This is a genomic window from Mesorhizobium sp. B4-1-4 (genome assembly GCF_006439395.2).
Lineage (GTDB): Bacteria > Pseudomonadota > Alphaproteobacteria > Rhizobiales > Rhizobiaceae > Mesorhizobium.
Map to the genome: position 1 here is coordinate 2,863,802 of NZ_CP083950.1, position 16,406 is coordinate 2,880,207.

18 protein-coding genes and 1 pseudogene are annotated in these 16,406 nt (G+C 65.2%); 9 read left to right on the forward strand and 10 right to left on the reverse strand.

What is annotated here, in order from left to right; all coding sequences use genetic code 11:
* Positions 1 to 37 precede the first annotated feature (37 nt).
* The gene (locus FJW03_RS13885) at positions 38 to 736 is read left to right on the forward strand and encodes a RibD family protein (protein ID WP_140767148.1); all 699 of its coding nucleotides are present in this window, start codon (positions 38 to 40) and stop codon (positions 734 to 736) included.
* Positions 737 to 754: 18 nt separating this feature from the next.
* On the opposite strand, the gene FJW03_RS13890 is transcribed toward FJW03_RS13885, so the two are convergent.
* Positions 755 to 1,639 (reverse strand): SDR family oxidoreductase, encoded by an 885-nt coding sequence (locus tag FJW03_RS13890; RefSeq protein ID WP_140767147.1) that lies wholly within the window; start codon positions 1,637 to 1,639, stop codon positions 755 to 757.
* 97 nt (positions 1,640 to 1,736) lie between these two features.
* Here FJW03_RS13890 and FJW03_RS13895 point away from each other — a divergent pair, with 97 nt between their 5' ends.
* The 3 genes from FJW03_RS13895 (at position 1,737) to FJW03_RS13905 (ending at position 3,666) form a co-directional block, all read left to right on the forward strand.
* Complete coding sequence (locus FJW03_RS13895) at positions 1,737 to 2,591, forward strand: helix-turn-helix transcriptional regulator (protein ID WP_140767146.1); 855 nt, start codon at positions 1,737 to 1,739, stop codon at positions 2,589 to 2,591.
* Positions 2,592 to 2,641: 50 nt separating this feature from the next.
* A complete protein-coding gene (locus FJW03_RS13900; protein WP_140767145.1) occupies positions 2,642 to 3,121 on the forward strand; it encodes a DUF2127 domain-containing protein in 480 nt (159 codons plus the stop codon).
* Positions 3,122 to 3,282: 161 nt separating this feature from the next.
* The gene (locus FJW03_RS13905; RefSeq protein ID WP_140767144.1) at positions 3,283 to 3,666 is read left to right on the forward strand and encodes a YkvA family protein; all 384 of its coding nucleotides are present in this window, start codon (positions 3,283 to 3,285) and stop codon (positions 3,664 to 3,666) included.
* Between the two features lie 26 nt (positions 3,667 to 3,692).
* Here the strand turns inward: FJW03_RS13905 and FJW03_RS13910 are convergent, their stop codons facing one another.
* Complete coding sequence (locus FJW03_RS13910; protein WP_140767143.1) at positions 3,693 to 3,890, reverse strand: hypothetical protein; 198 nt, start codon at positions 3,888 to 3,890, stop codon at positions 3,693 to 3,695.
* A gap of 6 nt (positions 3,891 to 3,896) precedes the next feature.
* Here FJW03_RS13910 and FJW03_RS13915 point away from each other — a divergent pair, with 6 nt between their 5' ends.
* Together FJW03_RS13915 and FJW03_RS13920 are read left to right on the forward strand one after the other, a co-directional pair.
* Positions 3,897 to 4,370 carry a cytidine deaminase gene (locus tag FJW03_RS13915; RefSeq protein ID WP_140767142.1) on the forward strand — a complete coding sequence of 158 codons (474 nt, stop codon included), beginning with the start codon at positions 3,897 to 3,899 and terminating at the stop codon, positions 4,368 to 4,370.
* Positions 4,371 to 4,603: 233 nt separating this feature from the next.
* Positions 4,604 to 4,930: a hypothetical protein gene (locus tag FJW03_RS13920; RefSeq protein WP_140767141.1), complete on the forward strand. Its 327-nt coding sequence runs from the start codon at positions 4,604 to 4,606 to the stop codon at positions 4,928 to 4,930.
* 69 nt (positions 4,931 to 4,999) lie between these two features.
* Here FJW03_RS13920 and FJW03_RS13925 read toward each other — a convergent pair whose 3' ends face one another.
* From FJW03_RS13925 to FJW03_RS13950, 6 genes and pseudogenes are all read right to left on the reverse strand, one after another.
* Complete coding sequence (locus FJW03_RS13925; protein WP_140767140.1) at positions 5,000 to 5,596, reverse strand: class I SAM-dependent methyltransferase; 597 nt, start codon at positions 5,594 to 5,596, stop codon at positions 5,000 to 5,002.
* Between the two features lie 120 nt (positions 5,597 to 5,716).
* A pseudogene (gene arsC, locus FJW03_RS13930) lies at positions 5,717 to 6,126 on the reverse strand (arsenate reductase (glutaredoxin)).
* On the reverse strand, positions 6,123 to 6,809 hold the full coding sequence (locus FJW03_RS13935) for an aquaporin (protein ID WP_140767139.1): 687 nt from the start codon (positions 6,807 to 6,809) through the stop codon (positions 6,123 to 6,125). The pseudogene arsC and the gene FJW03_RS13935 overlap by 4 nt, the downstream one beginning before the upstream one ends.
* A gap of 10 nt (positions 6,810 to 6,819) precedes the next feature.
* Entirely contained in the window at positions 6,820 to 7,152 is a 333-nt protein-coding gene (locus FJW03_RS13940; RefSeq protein WP_140767138.1) for an ArsR/SmtB family transcription factor, read from the reverse strand.
* A 61-nt stretch (positions 7,153 to 7,213) separates the two neighbouring features.
* The gene (locus FJW03_RS13945; protein ID WP_140767137.1) at positions 7,214 to 9,127 is read right to left on the reverse strand and encodes a diguanylate cyclase; all 1,914 of its coding nucleotides are present in this window, start codon (positions 9,125 to 9,127) and stop codon (positions 7,214 to 7,216) included.
* A 131-nt stretch (positions 9,128 to 9,258) separates the two neighbouring features.
* A complete protein-coding gene (locus tag FJW03_RS13950) occupies positions 9,259 to 10,164 on the reverse strand; it encodes a LysR family transcriptional regulator (protein ID WP_140767136.1) in 906 nt (301 codons plus the stop codon).
* Between the two features lie 94 nt (positions 10,165 to 10,258).
* On the opposite strand from FJW03_RS13950, the gene FJW03_RS13955 reads away from it, so the two are divergent.
* The 3 genes from FJW03_RS13955 (at position 10,259) to FJW03_RS13965 (ending at position 12,540) form a co-directional block, all read left to right on the forward strand.
* Positions 10,259 to 11,140, forward strand: coding sequence for an aldo/keto reductase family oxidoreductase (locus FJW03_RS13955; RefSeq protein WP_140767135.1), 882 nt, complete (start codon positions 10,259 to 10,261; stop codon positions 11,138 to 11,140).
* Between the two features lie 105 nt (positions 11,141 to 11,245).
* Positions 11,246 to 12,001 (forward strand): pseudouridine synthase, encoded by a 756-nt coding sequence (locus FJW03_RS13960; protein WP_140767134.1) that lies wholly within the window; start codon positions 11,246 to 11,248, stop codon positions 11,999 to 12,001.
* 137 nt (positions 12,002 to 12,138) lie between these two features.
* Positions 12,139 to 12,540, forward strand: a complete 402-nt coding sequence (locus FJW03_RS13965; RefSeq protein ID WP_140611794.1) for a VOC family protein — start codon at positions 12,139 to 12,141, stop codon at positions 12,538 to 12,540.
* A 6-nt stretch (positions 12,541 to 12,546) separates the two neighbouring features.
* Here the strand turns inward: FJW03_RS13965 and FJW03_RS13970 are convergent, their stop codons facing one another.
* Entirely contained in the window at positions 12,547 to 13,128 is a 582-nt protein-coding gene (locus FJW03_RS13970) for a histidine phosphatase family protein (RefSeq protein ID WP_140767133.1), read from the reverse strand.
* An 82-nt stretch (positions 13,129 to 13,210) separates the two neighbouring features.
* Positions 13,211 to 16,405: an efflux RND transporter permease subunit gene (locus FJW03_RS13975; RefSeq protein WP_140767132.1), complete on the reverse strand. Its 3,195-nt coding sequence runs from the start codon at positions 16,403 to 16,405 to the stop codon at positions 13,211 to 13,213.
* Position 16,406 lies beyond the last annotated feature (1 nt).

Consider the following 16,406-nt stretch of genomic DNA (forward strand, 5'->3'; position numbering starts at 1 on the left):
GAACCCGCGACTTCGAAATTGCACGTTGGAGAACTGCATGAAACCGCACATCATCTGCCATATGCTCGCATCGCTTGATGGCAGTCTCCATCCGAGCCGCTACACCACAAGCCCGGACGGAACCCGGGCCGAATGGTCAGGCGTCTATGAACAGGTCCACGGCGATCTCGAAGGCGACGCCTGGATCGTCGGCCGTGTCACCATGGCCGAGATGAGCAAGGCCGACGCGCACCCGCCGGCGCAAGCCGGCAAGGTCAAGCGGCCGCATCATTTCGCCCGACGCGACGTGGGCCGCTTCGCCGTGGCGCTCGATGCCTCTGGCAAGCTCCATTTTTCCAAGTCAGACATCGGCGGCGACCATGTCGTGGTGCTGCTTGGCCACGGCGTCGCCGACAGCCATCTGGCCGAGCTTGCCGGCGACGGCGTGTCCTATATCGTCTCGGAGACGACGGACATCGATCTCGCCGCCATGACCGACGTGCTCGGGCGTGAATTCGGCATCCGCCGGCTGTTGCTCGAAGGCGGCGCCGGCATCAACGGCTCCTTCTTCGCGGCGGGCCTCGTCGATGAACTCAGCCTTCTCGTTGCCCCCGCGCTCGATGCGCGGGTGGCAAACCAGGGTTTTGTCGAGTTCGGCGGGAGCGGCCTCGCCGGCAAGGTCCAGTTGTCCCTCACCGACTGCAAAGCCCTCGCGCACGGTCTCGTCCATTTGCGCTACGCCGTCACCTCCGGCTGAAGGCGCTTTGCCGGAACATCAGTATTGCATTGCGTCAAGATCGGCGATCAGCGTCGGCCCGGTCGGATGCCAGCCGAGCCGTGCCTGGGTCAGCGCGCTGGAGGCCGGCAGGTCCATGGGGGCAAACATCGCCATCCAGCCGAAATGCTCCGCCGCCTGTTCAGGCGCGATCGAAACGACCGGCACGTTGAGGCCCCGCCCGATCGCCTCGGCGATGGCGCGCACCTCGACGCCTTCCTCGCCGACGGCGTGATAGCGGGCGCCGGCCTGCCGCTTTTCCACGGCGAGCCGGAAAAGGCGCGCCGCGTCGAGAACATGGCCCGCGGAGAAGCGGTTGCGGCCGTCGCCGACATAGGCCGAGACGCCTTTCTGGCGTGCGATCTCGATCAGCGGCGTGATCAACCCTTGCTTGACCGTATCGTGGACCTGCGGCAGGCGCACCACGGATACGTTGATGCCGGCCTCCAGCAAGGCGTTGCCGGCGAGTTCCGAGGCGATGCGCGGATTGCCGTGGCTGGGATTGAAGACGTCCTCGACCGCCAGTTCGCCATGTCCGGGACTGCCCATGCCGACGCCGGATGTGATCACCAGCGGCCGGTCGGAGCCGGCGAGTGCCGAGCCAAGGGCTGTGATGACGCGCCTGTCCTTTTCGCAATTCTCGACAAATCGCGAAAAATCATGGTCGAACGCGGTGTGGATGACGGCTTCCGCCTTCGCCGCGCCATCGCGCAGGCCGTCGGGATCCTCGAGCGTTCCGCGATGGACCTCGGCGCCGGCCGCGGCGAGCGCTTCGGCGCCGGCGTCGGAGCGGGTCACGCCAATCACCTGATGGCCCGCCTGGATGAGTTCGGGGACAAGCGCCGAACCTATGAAGCCGGTCGCGCCGGTGAGAAATATACGCATGCAAAATCTCCTGCACAGTTGCAGGCGCAGTATCCCCGATCTATTATTCCATTAAAGTAGTGATCTTATCATGGTATAATTGCTAACAGGATCGGTGATGCCCATCCATTCCGCAGGTTCGCTCGCAGCCTTCCTGAAAGACCGCCGTTCCCGGCTCGATCCGGCATCGTTCGGCTTTTCCGGGCGCAGGCGCACGCCGGGGCTGCGCCGCGAAGAGGTCGCCCAGCGCGCCAACATAAGCCCGACCTGGTACACATGGCTGGAGCAGGGCCGCGGCGGCGCACCCTCGGCCGACGTGCTGAACCGGATTGCCAAGGGGTTGATGCTGACCGAGGCGGAACGCGAACATCTTTTCATGCTCGGGCTGGGGCGCCCGCCCGAAGTCCGCTACATCGGGGCCGATGGCGTCAGCCCTCGCCTCCAGCGCCTGCTCGACACGCTCGATGCCAGCCCCGCTCTGATCAAGACGGCCACCTGGGATGTCGTTGCCTGGAACCGCGCCGCCGAAGTGGTGCTGACCGACTACGGCGCCCTGCCCGCCGGCCAGCGCAACATCCTGCGCTTCATGTTCCGCAGTCCCACTATCCGCGCCAAGCAACACGATTGGGATAACCTCGCCCGTTTCGTGGTCGGCGCGTTCCGGGCCGATGCGGCGCGCGCCGGGGCGGTGTCCGAGGTCACCCAGTTGGTCGACGAACTCTGCAGCGTCAGTCCCGAATTCGCCGCCCTGTGGCAGGAAAACGACGTGCTCAGTCACGGCGACGGGACAAAGCGCCTGAAGCACCCGGAACTCGGCGACATCGAGCTGGAATACTCGGCCTTCGCTGTCGACGGCCGGCCGGACCTGAACATGATCGTCTACAATCCGCTGGACGGTGCGGTCGCCGACCGCATCCGCGACCTCGCCCGGCGGCCGAAGCCGCAGAAGCCTGACGATCACCCGGCGCTATGACGCCCGGCTGATTGAACGTCGAAGCGCCACGCCAGGGGACAGGAGACCGCATGAACGAGCAGCGTGTCCACCAGATTTTCGAGGTCAGCCTGCTGCTTAAGGGCGCACATGCGCTGGTCGAATGTGTCGGCGGTCTGCTGCTCGCTTTTGTCAGCACCAGCACGATCGTGTCGCTGGTGAACAGGCTGACACAGGAAGAGCTGACCGAGGACCCGAACGATTTCATCGCCAGCCATCTGATGCACGCGGCGAGCCATTTCTCCGTCGGCACGCAGCATTTCTACGCGTTCTACCTGCTCAGCCACGGCCTTATCAAGATTGCCCTGGTAGTGGGCCTGCTGAGAGGCAAGCTATGGGCCTATCCGGCCTCGCTTGTCGCCTTGCTGCTGTTCATCGTCTACCAGCTCTACCGCTTCAGCTATACCCATTCGGCGGGGCTGATCGTGCTCACCCTGTTCGATCTCATCGTCATCTGGCTGATCTGGCATGAGTACCGCCTCGTTCGGCGGCACGAGGTGGCAAGCCGTTAGAGGCGCCCACCGGTCATCCGACTATGATCGGCCGTCCCCATCGATAGTGGGGCAATACATCTTGTGCGAATTCGTGCTTCTCTGCGTATTACCTGGCGATAGCCACTATAGCCACTACAGCCACCGGCCGCGCGCGGCCCTTGCAAGAAGCGAGCGCTGGTTTGAGGATTTTGAATGCGACCAGACAATGGGCCAAAGCCATCAGGCGTGATGTCGTCGCCCTCTGGCTTGCCGCCCGCGACCCACGCGTACCCTGGCATGCCAAGACGGTTGCCGGTGCGGTCGCAGCCTACGCGCTGAGCCCCATTGACCTGATCCCCGACTTCATTCCGATCATCGGCTATCTGGACGACCTCATCATTGTGCCGCTGGGGATCATGCTGGCGGTCAAGCTGGTCCCGGTCGATCTGATGCGGGAATTCCGGGATGAAGCGACCCGACGCGCCAAGCCGGTAAGCAAGGCCGGCCTGATATTCATGATCGCGGTCTGGACAGTCGTGGCAGCGGCGTTGCTCTGGCTATTCTGGCCAACTCGCCCGGCTTAGATTCAAACTGACCCGTTACCTCCGCGTCATTGCGATGACTCCGGCGCCAGGACCAGCCCGATCTCCCCGGCCGCCTGCGCGGCGTGGCGGCGCGCGGTGGCAAGATCGAGCACGCTGTAGGTGGTCGCCACGTAAGGCACGGTGAGTGCCGCGACCGAGTGGCCGAACGGCCCGATGACCGGAAAGGCGAGGTCGATGACGCCCGGCTGCAGCCCGTCCGCCACTTCTTCATGGCCGGCGGAGCGGATACGGGCGAGCGCCTCCAGAAGAGCAGCTTCGACAGACTTTCGAGCGCCGACCAAGCCCTCGTCACCGCCGCCGCCGAGGCGCGCGACAAGGCCTACACGCCCTACTCCAACCACAAGGTCGGCTCGGCCGTGCGTACCGCGTCGGGCCGGCTGTTTTCCGCCTGCAATGTCGAAATCGTCACCTTGCAGCAATCGGTGCATGCCGAGCGCAACGCGGTGATGCAGATGGCGGCGGCGGGCGAGCGGCAGATCGAGGCCATTGTCTGCCACGGCCCCTATTCAGGCGTGCCATGCGCCGAATGCCGGCAGGTGATCTGGGAGTTCTGCTGCGACGATCCCGACGTCAAGATCATCGGCTCGACGCTCGATGGCGAGATCGAACTGATGACCATCGGCGAAATCTATCCGAGCCCCTACGGTCCGGGCACCAAGGGCATCGACCCGCGCAAGTTCTGAGGCCGAAATAAAGCTCAGACGAGCTGCTTGCCGGCGTCACCATCCTCTTTGGTGAACGGGCCGATGTCCGGATTGGAAGGGAATCGAGCACCGCCAACCCAATCCGCATCCATGGATGCCAATGCCCAAATGCGGCACCAGGCAGGATCACCGACGGATCAAGCGCCACCGCACGAAATGCATGCGAAGCTGACATTTGAAGGAACATAAGTCAGGCAAGAAGCTTGGTAGCCATGAGCATGCGTGGCGTTCAATTGTTCACCAAAGCGGCCAGGCGGGATCGCCTATCCGAAGGTCCCGCGAAGAGCGAAGACATCGCCAAAAGAATTTTGAGCACGGCAGAAAAAGTTTCAAATCAAAATACCGGAGCTTCGGCGGTCGAAAATGACTTAACCCGCAACGACATCGGGGACTCTCAGGGGGATCACAAAAAAATCCACCCAATCGTGGCAGTCTTCGACAGCGATTTTTTCCCCGTCCTGCTGCTCCTTGCCATTTATACCCTCGCTGTATTCGCCGCGACGTTCGCCGTGTTTCTTTGGTGGGTGGGCATACTATAGGGTGATCGAGCACACAATCCGGTGTCCTGCAACAGGCGCCCGCCTCGCACTGGGCGGGGAGATTTCGTATCATTCCCTGTGTTCGAACACTGCCCCGTAGTGATACGGCGGTAGATCAACCATTCGCAAAAGCTGGAAACCATTGGCCTCCAAAACCGCCACCACAGCTTCGGGTGACATGCGCATCTCTGTCCCGGGGCCGCGCGGCTTGCCAAGCACGGTCGTCTGCTCTCGCGGCCGCTGATGCCAATTGACGAGCGCAAACAGACCGCGCGGCTTGAGCACACGGGCCACGACTTTGATAAGGGCTGGCTTGTCGGGCACGCCGTGGAAGGTGTTGGCCATCAGCACAAAATCGATTTTTTCAGGCACAAGTTCCGCGACTTCGCCGGCATCCGCAACAATCCATTCCAGGACCGAAACGCCGCGCCGCTTCACTTCGGCCTTGGCCGCCGCGATCATCTCCGGGTCGAGGTCGAGCCCATAGACGTGGCCACCGACGATTTTCGCAAGCGGAGCGGTGAAATAGCCATCGCCGCAGCACAGATCGAGAGCCGTCATGCCGGGCTCGATACCTAACGACAGCAAAAGACCCGACGGCTCTGGCCAAAGCACCTCCCACCAATCTCGGTCAGGCATGGAGGTGGCGGGAAACGTTCCAGTCATCGGGCGGAAGCTTTTGAATTGTGCTGCGGAGCAGTGTCGACCGGCAAGCCGCCAAAGGCAATGCCGCCATTGCCGATGGCGTCGACTGGCGCAAGTTCCGAGACCGGCCGAAACAGGGGCTCAGACAACCCGCTTGCCGCCGGCGTCGACGACGATCTCGCCGTCCTCCTTGGTGAACGGGCCGATGTCGGGGTTGGGCAGAAAATCGAGCACCGCCTCGGACGGCCGGGCCAGGACGACGCCGAGCGGGCTGACCACGATCGGCCGGTTGATCAGGATCGGGTGCGCCAGCATGAAATCGAGGATCTCGTCGTCGCTCCACTTGGGATCGCCGAGGCCGAGCTCGGCATAGGGCGTGCCCTTCTCGCGCAACAACTCGCGCGGCGTCATCGCCATTCGATAAGCCTGCCGCGCGACGGCGGCGTCTTCAGATACTCGATCACCTGCGGCTCCTCGCCGGACTGGCGGATGATCGCCAGCGTGTTGCGCGACGTGCCGCAGTCTGGGTTGTGATAGATCGTGATGGTCATGGCGCGGCTTTCATCCGGATAGGGGTCCTGGGGTCGGCCAGCAGCCAGCCTGCCAGCGACAGCGCAAGCAGCGCACCTGCCAATTCCGCGGCTATGAAGGCCGGGACATCGGATGGCCGGATTCCGGCAAACGTGTTCGAGAAGGCGCGGGCGATGGCCACCGCCGGATTGGCGAACGAGGTCGAGGCCGTGAACCAGTAGGCAGCGGTGATGTAGAGCCCGACCAGCCAGGGGATGGCATCGTTGCGGAAGCGCAGGCCGGCAAGGATGGTGAAGACCAGGCCGAAGGTCGCGACCAGTTCGGCCAGCCACTGCCCATGCCCGCTTCGCATCGTTGCCGAAATCTCCAGCAATGGCAGTTCGAACATGGCATGCGCCACCAGCGTGCCGACGAGGCCGCCGAGGACCTGCACGGCGACGTAAGCCAGCGCCGCGAACCAGTCGATTTCGCGCCGCAGCGCATACACCAGCGTGACCGCCGGGTTGAAATGGGCGCCGGAGACCGGTCCCAGCGTTGCGATAAGCACCACCAGCATGGCGCCGGTTGGCATCGTGTTGCCAAGCAGCGAAAGCGCGGCATCACCGGTCAGCCGACTGGCCATGATGCCCGAGCCGACCACCGTGGCAACCAGCATGGCGGTGCCCAGCGCCTCGGCCGCGAGACGGCGTCGAAGGTCGGTCATGGCTCCCACCTCAACATTTGCAGGTCACGGCCTGGATGATCGGCTGGCAAAGCTCCGGCTGGCCGTTGCAGCAATCCTCCATCAGATAGGCCAGGAGGTCGCGAAACCCGGTCATGTCGGCGGTGTAGCGAATGCTGCGCCCCTCGCGTTCGGCATGCACCAGCCCGGCTTGACCGAGGACCTTCAAATGCGCCGACATGGTGTTCTGCACCGCGCCCAGCCGCGTGGCGATCTCGCCTGCCGGCGTCCCCTCGGGCCCGGCGCGAACCAACAGCCGGAACACCTCCAGCCTAGTTCCCTGGCCGAGCGCGGCGAGCGCCAGCAATGCCGCTGTCTTGTCCATCAATCCATTTATCCAGATTTATGGATTAATCGCAGCGGACCATGACAAGCCTGTGACAGCCTCACGGCTTGCGCGCGGAACCGGTCGAGCGTGGCTCGCTGAGATGCGGGCGCCAGCCATGCACGCGGTCCCGTCCCGCGGCCTTGGCCCCGTACAGCGCCTCGTCGGCGCGCCTGATGAGATCGGCGATCTCGATCGCCGCGCCGCCCTCGAAGGTACCGACCCCGATGCTGACGGTGACGATGCCCTTTTCGCTGCCGGCATGGGCGAGCGCGAGGTCGCGCACCTTGCTCCTGAGGTTTTCGGCAATGACGAAGGCGCCTCTCGCGTCGGTTTCAGGCAGGATGAGCGCGAACTCCTCGCCGCCATAGCGGGCTGCCGCGTCGACCGGCCGGCGGGCCGTCGCCTCGATGCAGCGGCTGACGGCGCGCAGGCATTCGTCACCCGCCGGATGGCCGTAATGGTCGTTGAACTGCTTGAACCAGTCGACGTCGATGATGAGCAGGCTGAGCGGTTTCATGTTGCGCCGGCAGCGGGCGAACTCGCGCGACAGCGCGTCGTTGAAGGCCCGCCGCGTCAAGAGTTCGGTCAGCCCGTCGCGATGCGCAAGCAGATTCAGCTTCTCGTTGGCCGTCAGCAATTCAGCCTCGACTTGCTTGGCCTCGGTGATGTCGGAAAACACGCTGAGGCTTCCGCCGTCCCCGGTCGGCCGGGTCCGCACGTCCAGCCAGCGCCCGTCGGCGAGCCGCACCTGGCGGTGGCTGGCAAGCGTCTGCGAGGCCATCACGTCGGCGATCCAGTCCTCGACCGCCTCCGGCGGCGTGATCCCTTCGCCGCGCGCCGCCGAGGCGCGCAAGATATCGCGATGGTCGGCACCGGGCACCCTGATGTCGGCCGTCCTCGGAAACATGGCGCGGTACTGTGCGTTGCACAGCACCAGCATGCCGTCGGGGTCGAACATCACCAGGCCATCGGCCATGTGCGTCAGCGCGTCTCCGAGCCTCGCCTGGCTTTCCGCCAGCTCGGTCTCCAGCTGCTTGCGTATGGTGATGTCGCGGTTGTGTGTGATCAGCCCGACGACCGCCCCGGTCTTGTCGCGAAACGGCGCCTTCAGGGTCGCCAGCCAGCCATCGGTCCCGTCCGCGTGGTGCAGGCGCTGTTCGATGGTGGAGGAGACGCCGGACGCCAGCACGGCAAGCTCGTCCTCGCGGAATTCCTGCGCCGTTTCGCGCGGATAGAAGTCGAAATCCGTCTTGCCGATCAGCGCCCTGGCATCAGGCGCATGCATCAGCTCGGCGGTTGCCGGATTGGCGATGATGAACCGCCCGTCGAGGTCCTTGACGTTGAGGCAGTCGGGCAAGGTCTCCACCACGGCCTTGAAGATGCGCCTGGACTGCAACGCTTCGAGGCGACGCCGCTCCTGGTGGAGCGCAAGCCCCGACATCGCCACGGAGACGAAGATGAGCAAGGTGGAAGGCAGCGCCACCTCCGGCAGAACGGTCTGCAGGACGGCTCGCGGCAGGACGGGGAGGCCAAGCAGCGATCCGGCCGCGGCCGCCGCGCCAAGGATCATGATATCAGCCATGGCGGGCGGGCGCCCCCTGAGGGCAAGGTTGCCGGCAATGCCGATCAGCATGGTGGCCGCGATCCCGACCGCGCCGGCAAAGGCACCGATGCCGCCCTCGAAAGTCCGGAAGGCGCCGGCCATGATCCCGGCGACGATGCCGGCGACAGGACCGCCGAAGAAGCCGGCAAGCCCGATCATCGTCGTCCTGAGGTCGACCAGGACACCCGGCTGCAACTGCATGGGGGTCAGCATCAGGATGATGGCACCGGCGCCCATCAGCAGGCCGAAGGCCACCGCCTTCGCCATGGCCGGCCTGCGGTCCAGCCACACATGCGTGTGGATCCAGACCGAAACGAACATCGCAACGACCGCGAGATTGGCCAGCAATTCGGACCAGGGCGAACCCATCGCGCGCCTTTCCTCTTACCGGGCTTTCGCCGTATCGCCTCCTCGATAGACCCTCAATGACAACAAAGTGTTACATCGGGTATTTGACCTCCGGCGGAAGAGACAAGCATGCGGCGGCATGCCTGTTGTAATCACCCCCATCGCATCGTGCCGACGAAATCGATGAAGGCGCGCAGCGGCGCCGGGATGAGGCGGCGGCCGGGATAGTAGAGGAACGGGCCTGAAAACTCCTGCCACCAGGGCTCCAGCACCGGTTCCAGCCTGCCGTCGTCGAAATAGGGACGCAGCCAGTCCTCGAACAGCGAGACGATACCGCCGCCGGCGACCGCCACCTCGAGCGCGAGCGACATCGCGGTGCCGGTGCTGACCAGCAGCGGGCCGGTCGGGTCGACGCTCACCACCTCGCCGTCGCGCTCGAACTCCCAGGGCGGCATCACGCCGCTGGCGAAGCGGCCGCGCAGGCAGGCGTGATCGAGCAGGTCGCGCGGATGGCCGGGCCGGCCGTGCCGGTCGAGATAGGCTGGCGCGGCGGCGGTGGCGAAACGCTGTCGGCGCGGGCCGATCGGCACGGCGATCATGTCCTGCTCCAGCCGCTCGTCATAGCGGATGCCGGCATCGCAGCCCGATGCCAGTATATCGACGAAACTGTCCTCGGCGGTCACTTCCAGCCGAATGTCGGGATAGGCGGCGAGGAAGGGCGGCAACAGGCGCGGCAGTACCAGTTTCGCGGCGACGACCGGCACGTTGAGCCGCAGCGTGCCGGCCGCACGGCCGCGAAAGCCGTTGACCACGTCGAGTGCCGCCTCGACCTCGCCGAGTGCCGGCCCCAGCCGCTCCAGCAGCCGCGCGCCGGCCTCGGTGGGCGCGACGCTGCGCGTGGTGCGGTTGAGGAGCCGCACGCCGAGCCCGCTCTCCAGCCGCCGCACCGTCTCGCTGAGGCTGGAAGCGCTGACGCCGCTCACCCGCGCCGCTTCGCGGAAGCCACCGGCGCGCGCCACCGCCATGAACGCCTGGAGGTCACCAAGATCCGCCGCCATTGTTCGTCTTTCCGCACAGGGTGTTCCGATTGCACCATATTATCGTGCAGATGCTCGAAGTCTATATTGGGCCGATCCAAAAGGAGATGAGACCATGACCGACATCAGCAAGGCCGGAACCTACAAACTCGGCGACCGCACCGTGAAGCGTTTGGGCTACGGCGCCATGCAACTGGCTGGACCCGGCGTGTTCGGCCCGCCGAAGGACCGCGACGCGGCGATCGCCGTGCTGCGCGAAGCGATCGCCAGCGGCGTCGACCACATCGACACCAGCGATTTCTATGGCCCGCACGTCACCAACCAGATCATCCGCGAGGCGCTGCACCCATACCCCGCCAACCTCACCATCGTCACCAAGGTCGGCGCCCGGCGCGACGACAAGGGCGCGTGGGTTCCGGCTTTCGCGCCGGACGAGCTCAGGCAGGCGGTGCACGATAACATGCGCAATCTCGGCCTCGATGCGATCGAGGTCGTCAACTTCCGCCGCCATGACGGCCTGCATGAACCATCCGAAGGTTCGATAGCGAAGGAAGTGACGGTTCTGGCTGAACTGCAGCGGCAGGGCCTGGTCAAGCACATAGGTCTGAGCAACGTCACCCTCGCCCAGGTCGAGGAGGCGCGCCGCATCGTGCCGATCGTATGCGTGCAGAACCTCTACAACATCGTCCACCGCAATGACGACGCGCTGATCGATGCTCTTGGTGCTGACGGCATCGCCTATGTGCCGTTCTTCCCGCTCGGCGGCTTCACGCCGCTGCAGTCGGACACGCTGGCCAATGTCGCTCGCAAACTCGGCGCGACGCCCATGCAGGTGGCGCTCGCCTGGCTCTTACGCCGCGCGCCCAACATCCTGCTCATCCCCGGCACCTCCTCGGTCGGCCATCTCCGGGAAAACCTGGCGGCCGCGGACCTCGACCTGCCGGCCGACGCGCTTGCTGTGCTGAACGGCATCGCGAACGAGAAAGCAGCCGCCTGAGGCAATGCGACCCGCCTTCTCCCTTGCCGGGAGAAGGCGGGTCCATGTCTTGCACACGCCTCGCCGCTCATGCCATCAGTCGGCCAACCAACACCGGCGATCGGCATGGCACGACGAGGAACACCAAACAGCGGCGCGCGACCCGCCCCGCCGGGCGTCAGCCTGAACCGCGCGCTCTCAAAGCTCGGCCTGTGCTCACGCACGCAGGCGCAGGTGCTGATTGCCGAGGGCCGCGTGCGTGTCGGCGGCAAGGTGGTGCGCGATCCCGAGCAGCGCGTGGACATGAACCGCGACAAGATCAGCGTCGACGGCGAAGAGGTCGTTGCCGAGCGCAAGGTCTACCTGATGCTCAACAAGCCGCGCGGGCTGGTCACCACCCGCGACGACCCGCAGCAGCGCGGCACCGTCTATGCCTGCCTCGAAGGGCTCGACCTGCCCTTCGTCTCGCCGGTCGGCCGTCTCGACAAGGCGAGCGAAGGCCTGCTCCTGATGACCAACGACACCCGCTTCGCCAACCGGCTGATGGACCCGGCCTCGCATCTGCCCAAGACCTATCATGTGCAGGTCGGCATGGTGCCGAACGAGGCGATGCTGGACGCGCTGCGCGCAGGGGTGACCGTCGATGGCGAGACCCTGGCGGCAAGTTCGATCGCGCTTTTGCGCAGCGGCGGCCGCACCGCCTGGCTGGAGATCGTGCTCGACGAAGGCAAAAACCGACACATCCGCCGCCTGCTTTCAGCGCACGGCATCGAGGTCAAGCGCCTCATCCGCATCGCCATCGGCCGCCTGCCGCTGGGCGACCTCGCCAAAGGCAAGGCGCGCCACCTGACGCAGGAGGAATTGGTGCTGGTGGCGGAGTGAATGAACCTCCGATGCCTTCTCCCCTGGCGTCGGATCTTCTGAGCCGAGCCGCGCCGTCTCCTGACGGAAAGCTGTCAGGAGGCCTGGCCTATAGATCAGGAGCCGGTCGCGGCTTCAGCGATCAAGGAGCCAAAGCGATGAATTTCGTCTCTGTCCGCATCATCACATCGGATGTTCAGCGCCTCGTGCGCTTCTACGGCGAGATCACCGGCATGCCGGTGACGGTGTACACCGAAGACTTCGCCGAACTGGCGACACCGGCCTGCACGCTGGCGATCGGCAGCACGCGCACCTTGATGCTGTTCGGCGGCGACATCGCCCGCCCCGCCGACAACCACACCGCCATCATCGAATTCCGCGTCGCCGACGTCGATGCCGAATTCGCCCGCCTGTCGGACGTCATCAAGGCCACGACCGTGCAGGAGCCGACCACCATGCCCTGGGGCAACCGCTCGCTGCTGTTTCGCGATCCCGACGGCAATCTGGTGAATTTCTTCACGCCCGTGACCGCCGAGGCGATCCGGAAGTTCGACAAATAGAGCGCCCTACTTCAGGTTCCACTTGCGCACGACCGGCTCGCCGAAGTCGTGCTCGTAGCCGAGCACGCTGATGCTGGCCGTGTCGAGCACGAACAGCGCGCCGCCTTCCGGCGGCAGGCCGAGCCAGCGGGCGGCGAGCACGCGCAGGAAATGCGCGCTGGAAAAGATCAGTATGTCGGCATTGGCCTTGCGCAGGCGGTCGACGATCCTGTCGGCACGGGCGCCGACATCGGCCGCCATCTCGCCTTGCGGGCAACCGTCGCGAAAGACGTTCCAGCCGGGCCGCTCGGCCAGGATATCGTTGGTCGTGCGCCCTTCATAGGCGCCGTAATCCCACTCCTGCAGATCGTCTATCTTGACGCTCCGCTCCCCAAAGCCGGCAAGTACGCTGGTGTTGTAGGCGCGCTGCGAGGGGCTCGACCATACGGCCGAAAACGTCAGGCCTTTCAGCCGCTCCGCCACGCCCCGCGCGGCCGCCTCGCCGGCCGGCGTCAACGGCATGTCGGTGCGGCCGGTATGTTGCCCCGAAAGGCTCCACGCCGTCTCGCCATGCCTGACCAGATGGATTTGCGGTAGCGCGCTGCTCATCCGCTCGGCCTTTCGTTGTGTCGGGCCAAGCTGTAGCGGTCCGCACGGCACGGGGAAAGTCCCGGCAGCAACGACACCCGCTTCAGCGCCGCTTCGCCGCCCGCTCGTGCGGCTTCGGTCGAGGCGGCATTTGCCGAATCTCCGCCCGTGGGCCCGCCGCCAGCGCCGGCCCGGCGGCGGGCACGACGATTTCGGGATCGGCCTTGCGGCGCCAGAACCATCTGAGATGGCTGAACCGGCTGAGATAGATGTAGATGACGGGCGTGGTGTAGAGCGTCAGGAACTGCGACAGCAGCAAGCCGCCGACAATGGCGATGCCCAGCGGCCGGCGAAGTTCGGAGCCGGCGCCGCTGCCCAGCGCCAGTGGCAGGCCGCCAAGCAGCGCCGCCATCGTCGTCATCATGATCGGCCGGAAGCGCAGCACGCAGGCCTCGTAGATGGCATCTTCCGCCGACAGGTTCCGCCGTCGCTCGCCCTCGAGCGCGAAGTCGATCATCATGATCGCGTTCTTCTTGACGATGCCGACGAGCAGGATGACGCCGATCAGGGCGATCAGCGAGAAATCATAGCCGAGCGCCATCAGCGCCAGGAAGGCGCCGACGCCCGCCGACGGCAGCGTCGACAGGATGGTGAGCGGGTGCACGAAGCTCTCATAGAGAATACCGAGCACGATATAGACGGCGATGATCGCCGCCAGGATCAGATAGGGCTGGTTGGCCAGCGACGACTGGAACACCTTGGCCGAGCCCTGGTAGCGCGTCGTCAGCGTCGGCGGCAGGATCATCGATCGTTCGAGCTTCTGGATGGCTGAAATGGCGTCGCCGAGCGAATGGCCGGCCGCCAGGTTGAATGACAGCGTCACCGCCGGGAACTGATCCTGGTGGTTGATCGTCAGCGGCGACACCGACGTCTCGTAATGCGCCAGCGCCGACAACGGCACCATCTGCCCGCTGGTGCTGGAGCGCACGAACAGGCGCGCCAGCGCCGACGCATCCTCCTGGAAGCGCGGCTGCAGCTCCATCACCACATGGTGCTGGTCGAGCTGGGTGAAGATCGTCGCCACCTGGCGCTGGCCGAAAGCGTCATACAGCGTGTCGTCCACGGCCTGCGGGGTGATGCCGAGCTGGCCGATCAGATCGCGGTCGATCTTGAGCGTCATCCTGGGCGCGCTCGCCTGCAAATCCCCCGTCACGTCCTGCAACTCGGGCAGGGTCTGCAGCTTGGACAGCATGATCGGCGCCCATTTGAACAGCTCGTTCACATCGGGATCCTGCAGCGTGTACTGGTACTGCGTCTTGCTGACCCGTGCGCCGATCTGCACGTCCTGCCGGGCTTGGCCGAACAGGGCGATGCCTTCCACCTTGGCCGCCGCCTTGCGCAGACGGTTGATCACCTGCGTCGCCGTCGCATGACGTTCGCTCAGCGGCTTGAGGTCGATCATCAGCCGGCCGCTGTTCACGGTCGGGTTGGCGCCGACCCAGTAATAGACGGTCTGCACATCGGGATCGGCGGTCACCACCTTGGCCAGTTCATGCTGGCGCCGCACCATGGCGTCGTAGGAGATGTCCTGGGCTGCCTCGGAAGAACCGGAAATGGTGCCATTGTCCTGCTGCGGGAAGAAACCCTTCGGGATGATTTGGTAGAGATAGAAGGTGGCGCCGAGCGTCGCCGCCATGAACAGCAACATCACCGGCTTGTGGCGCAGCACCCAGCGCAAGCCGACCTCATAGACGTACAGCATGCCATTGAAGGCTGCTTCAAGGGCCCGCGACGCGATGTTCTCGCGGGCATCGCGGTCGATCGGTTTCAAGAGCCGGCCGCACATCATCGGCGTCAGCGTCAGCGAAATCAGGCCCGACATCATGATGGCGATGCTGACGGCGACCGCGAATTCGCGGAACAGCCGGCCGATCAGCCCACCCATCAGAAGCAGCGGGATGAAGACGGCGACCAGCGACAGCGTCATCGAGATGATGGTGAAGCCGATTTCGCGCGATCCGCCCAGCGCCGCCTGTAGCGGCGCTTCGCCATTCTCGATGTGGCGGATGATGTTCTCCACCATGACGATGGCGTCGTCGATGATGAAGCCGACCGCAATGGTCAGCGCCATCAGCGAGACGTTGTCGATCGTGTAGCCGAGCAGATACATCGCCGCGCAGGTGCACAGCAGCGACACAGGAATGGTGATGCTGGGAATGAGCGTGGCGCGCACATGCCGCAGGAACAGGAAGATGACCAGCACGACGAGGCCGATGCTGATCGCCATGGTGAACTGCACCTCGGAGACCGAAGCCCGGATTGTCTGGGTGCGGTCGCCCAGGATCTGCATCTTGACCGAGGGCGGCAGCGTGCGCTGAAGCTCGGGCAGCACGTTCTTGATCAGTTGCACCGTCTGGTTGATGTTGAAGCCGGGCTGCTTGTGGACGTCGATGATGACGGCGCGCTGGCTGCCGAGCCACGCCGCCTGCCTGATATCCTCGACGCCGTCTATGGCCGTGCCGATATCGCTGACCCGGACCGGTGCGCCGTTGCGATAGGCGACGATCACCGAGTTGAAGGCCGCCGCGGTGGACAGCTGGTCGGTGGCGGCCAGCGTCAGCGACTGCCGAGGCCCATCCAGGGTGCCCTTGGGCGCGTTGACGCTGGCTGTCGCTATCGCCGACCGGATGTCCTCCAGGCTGAGCCCGAGCGCGGCCGCCGCCGACGGGTTGACCTGGATGCGCACCGCCGATTTCTGCTCGCCATGGAAGTCGACGAGGCCGACGCCGGTGACCCGCGACAGCTGCAGCGCCAGGTAGTTCTCGACATAGTCGTCGACCTTGTCGATCGGCAGATCGGCGGAGGTGACGGCGATCGACATCAGCTGGGCGTCGGCCGGATTGGCCTTCTCATAGGTCGGCGGGCTGGGGAGGTCCTTCGGCAGATCGCCGCTGGCCGCGCTGATCGCGGTCTGCACATCCTGCGCGGCGCCGTCGAGGGTGCGGTCGAGGTCGAATTCGACCTGGATCGAGGTACGGCCGAGCGAACTGCTCGAACTGATGGACGTCACGCCCGAAATCAGCCCGAGCTGCCGCTCCAGCGGTGCCGCGACCGTCGTCGCCATCGTCTCGGCGCTGGAGCCCGGCAGGTGGGCAGATATCTGCAGCGTCGGGATGTCGACCTGCGGCACGCCGGCGATCGGCAGCAGGAAATAGGCGACGAGACCCACCAGCGTCACCCCGATGGCCAGCAGCGTGGTGGCGATCGGCCGGATGACGAAGGGCGCGGATATGTTCATG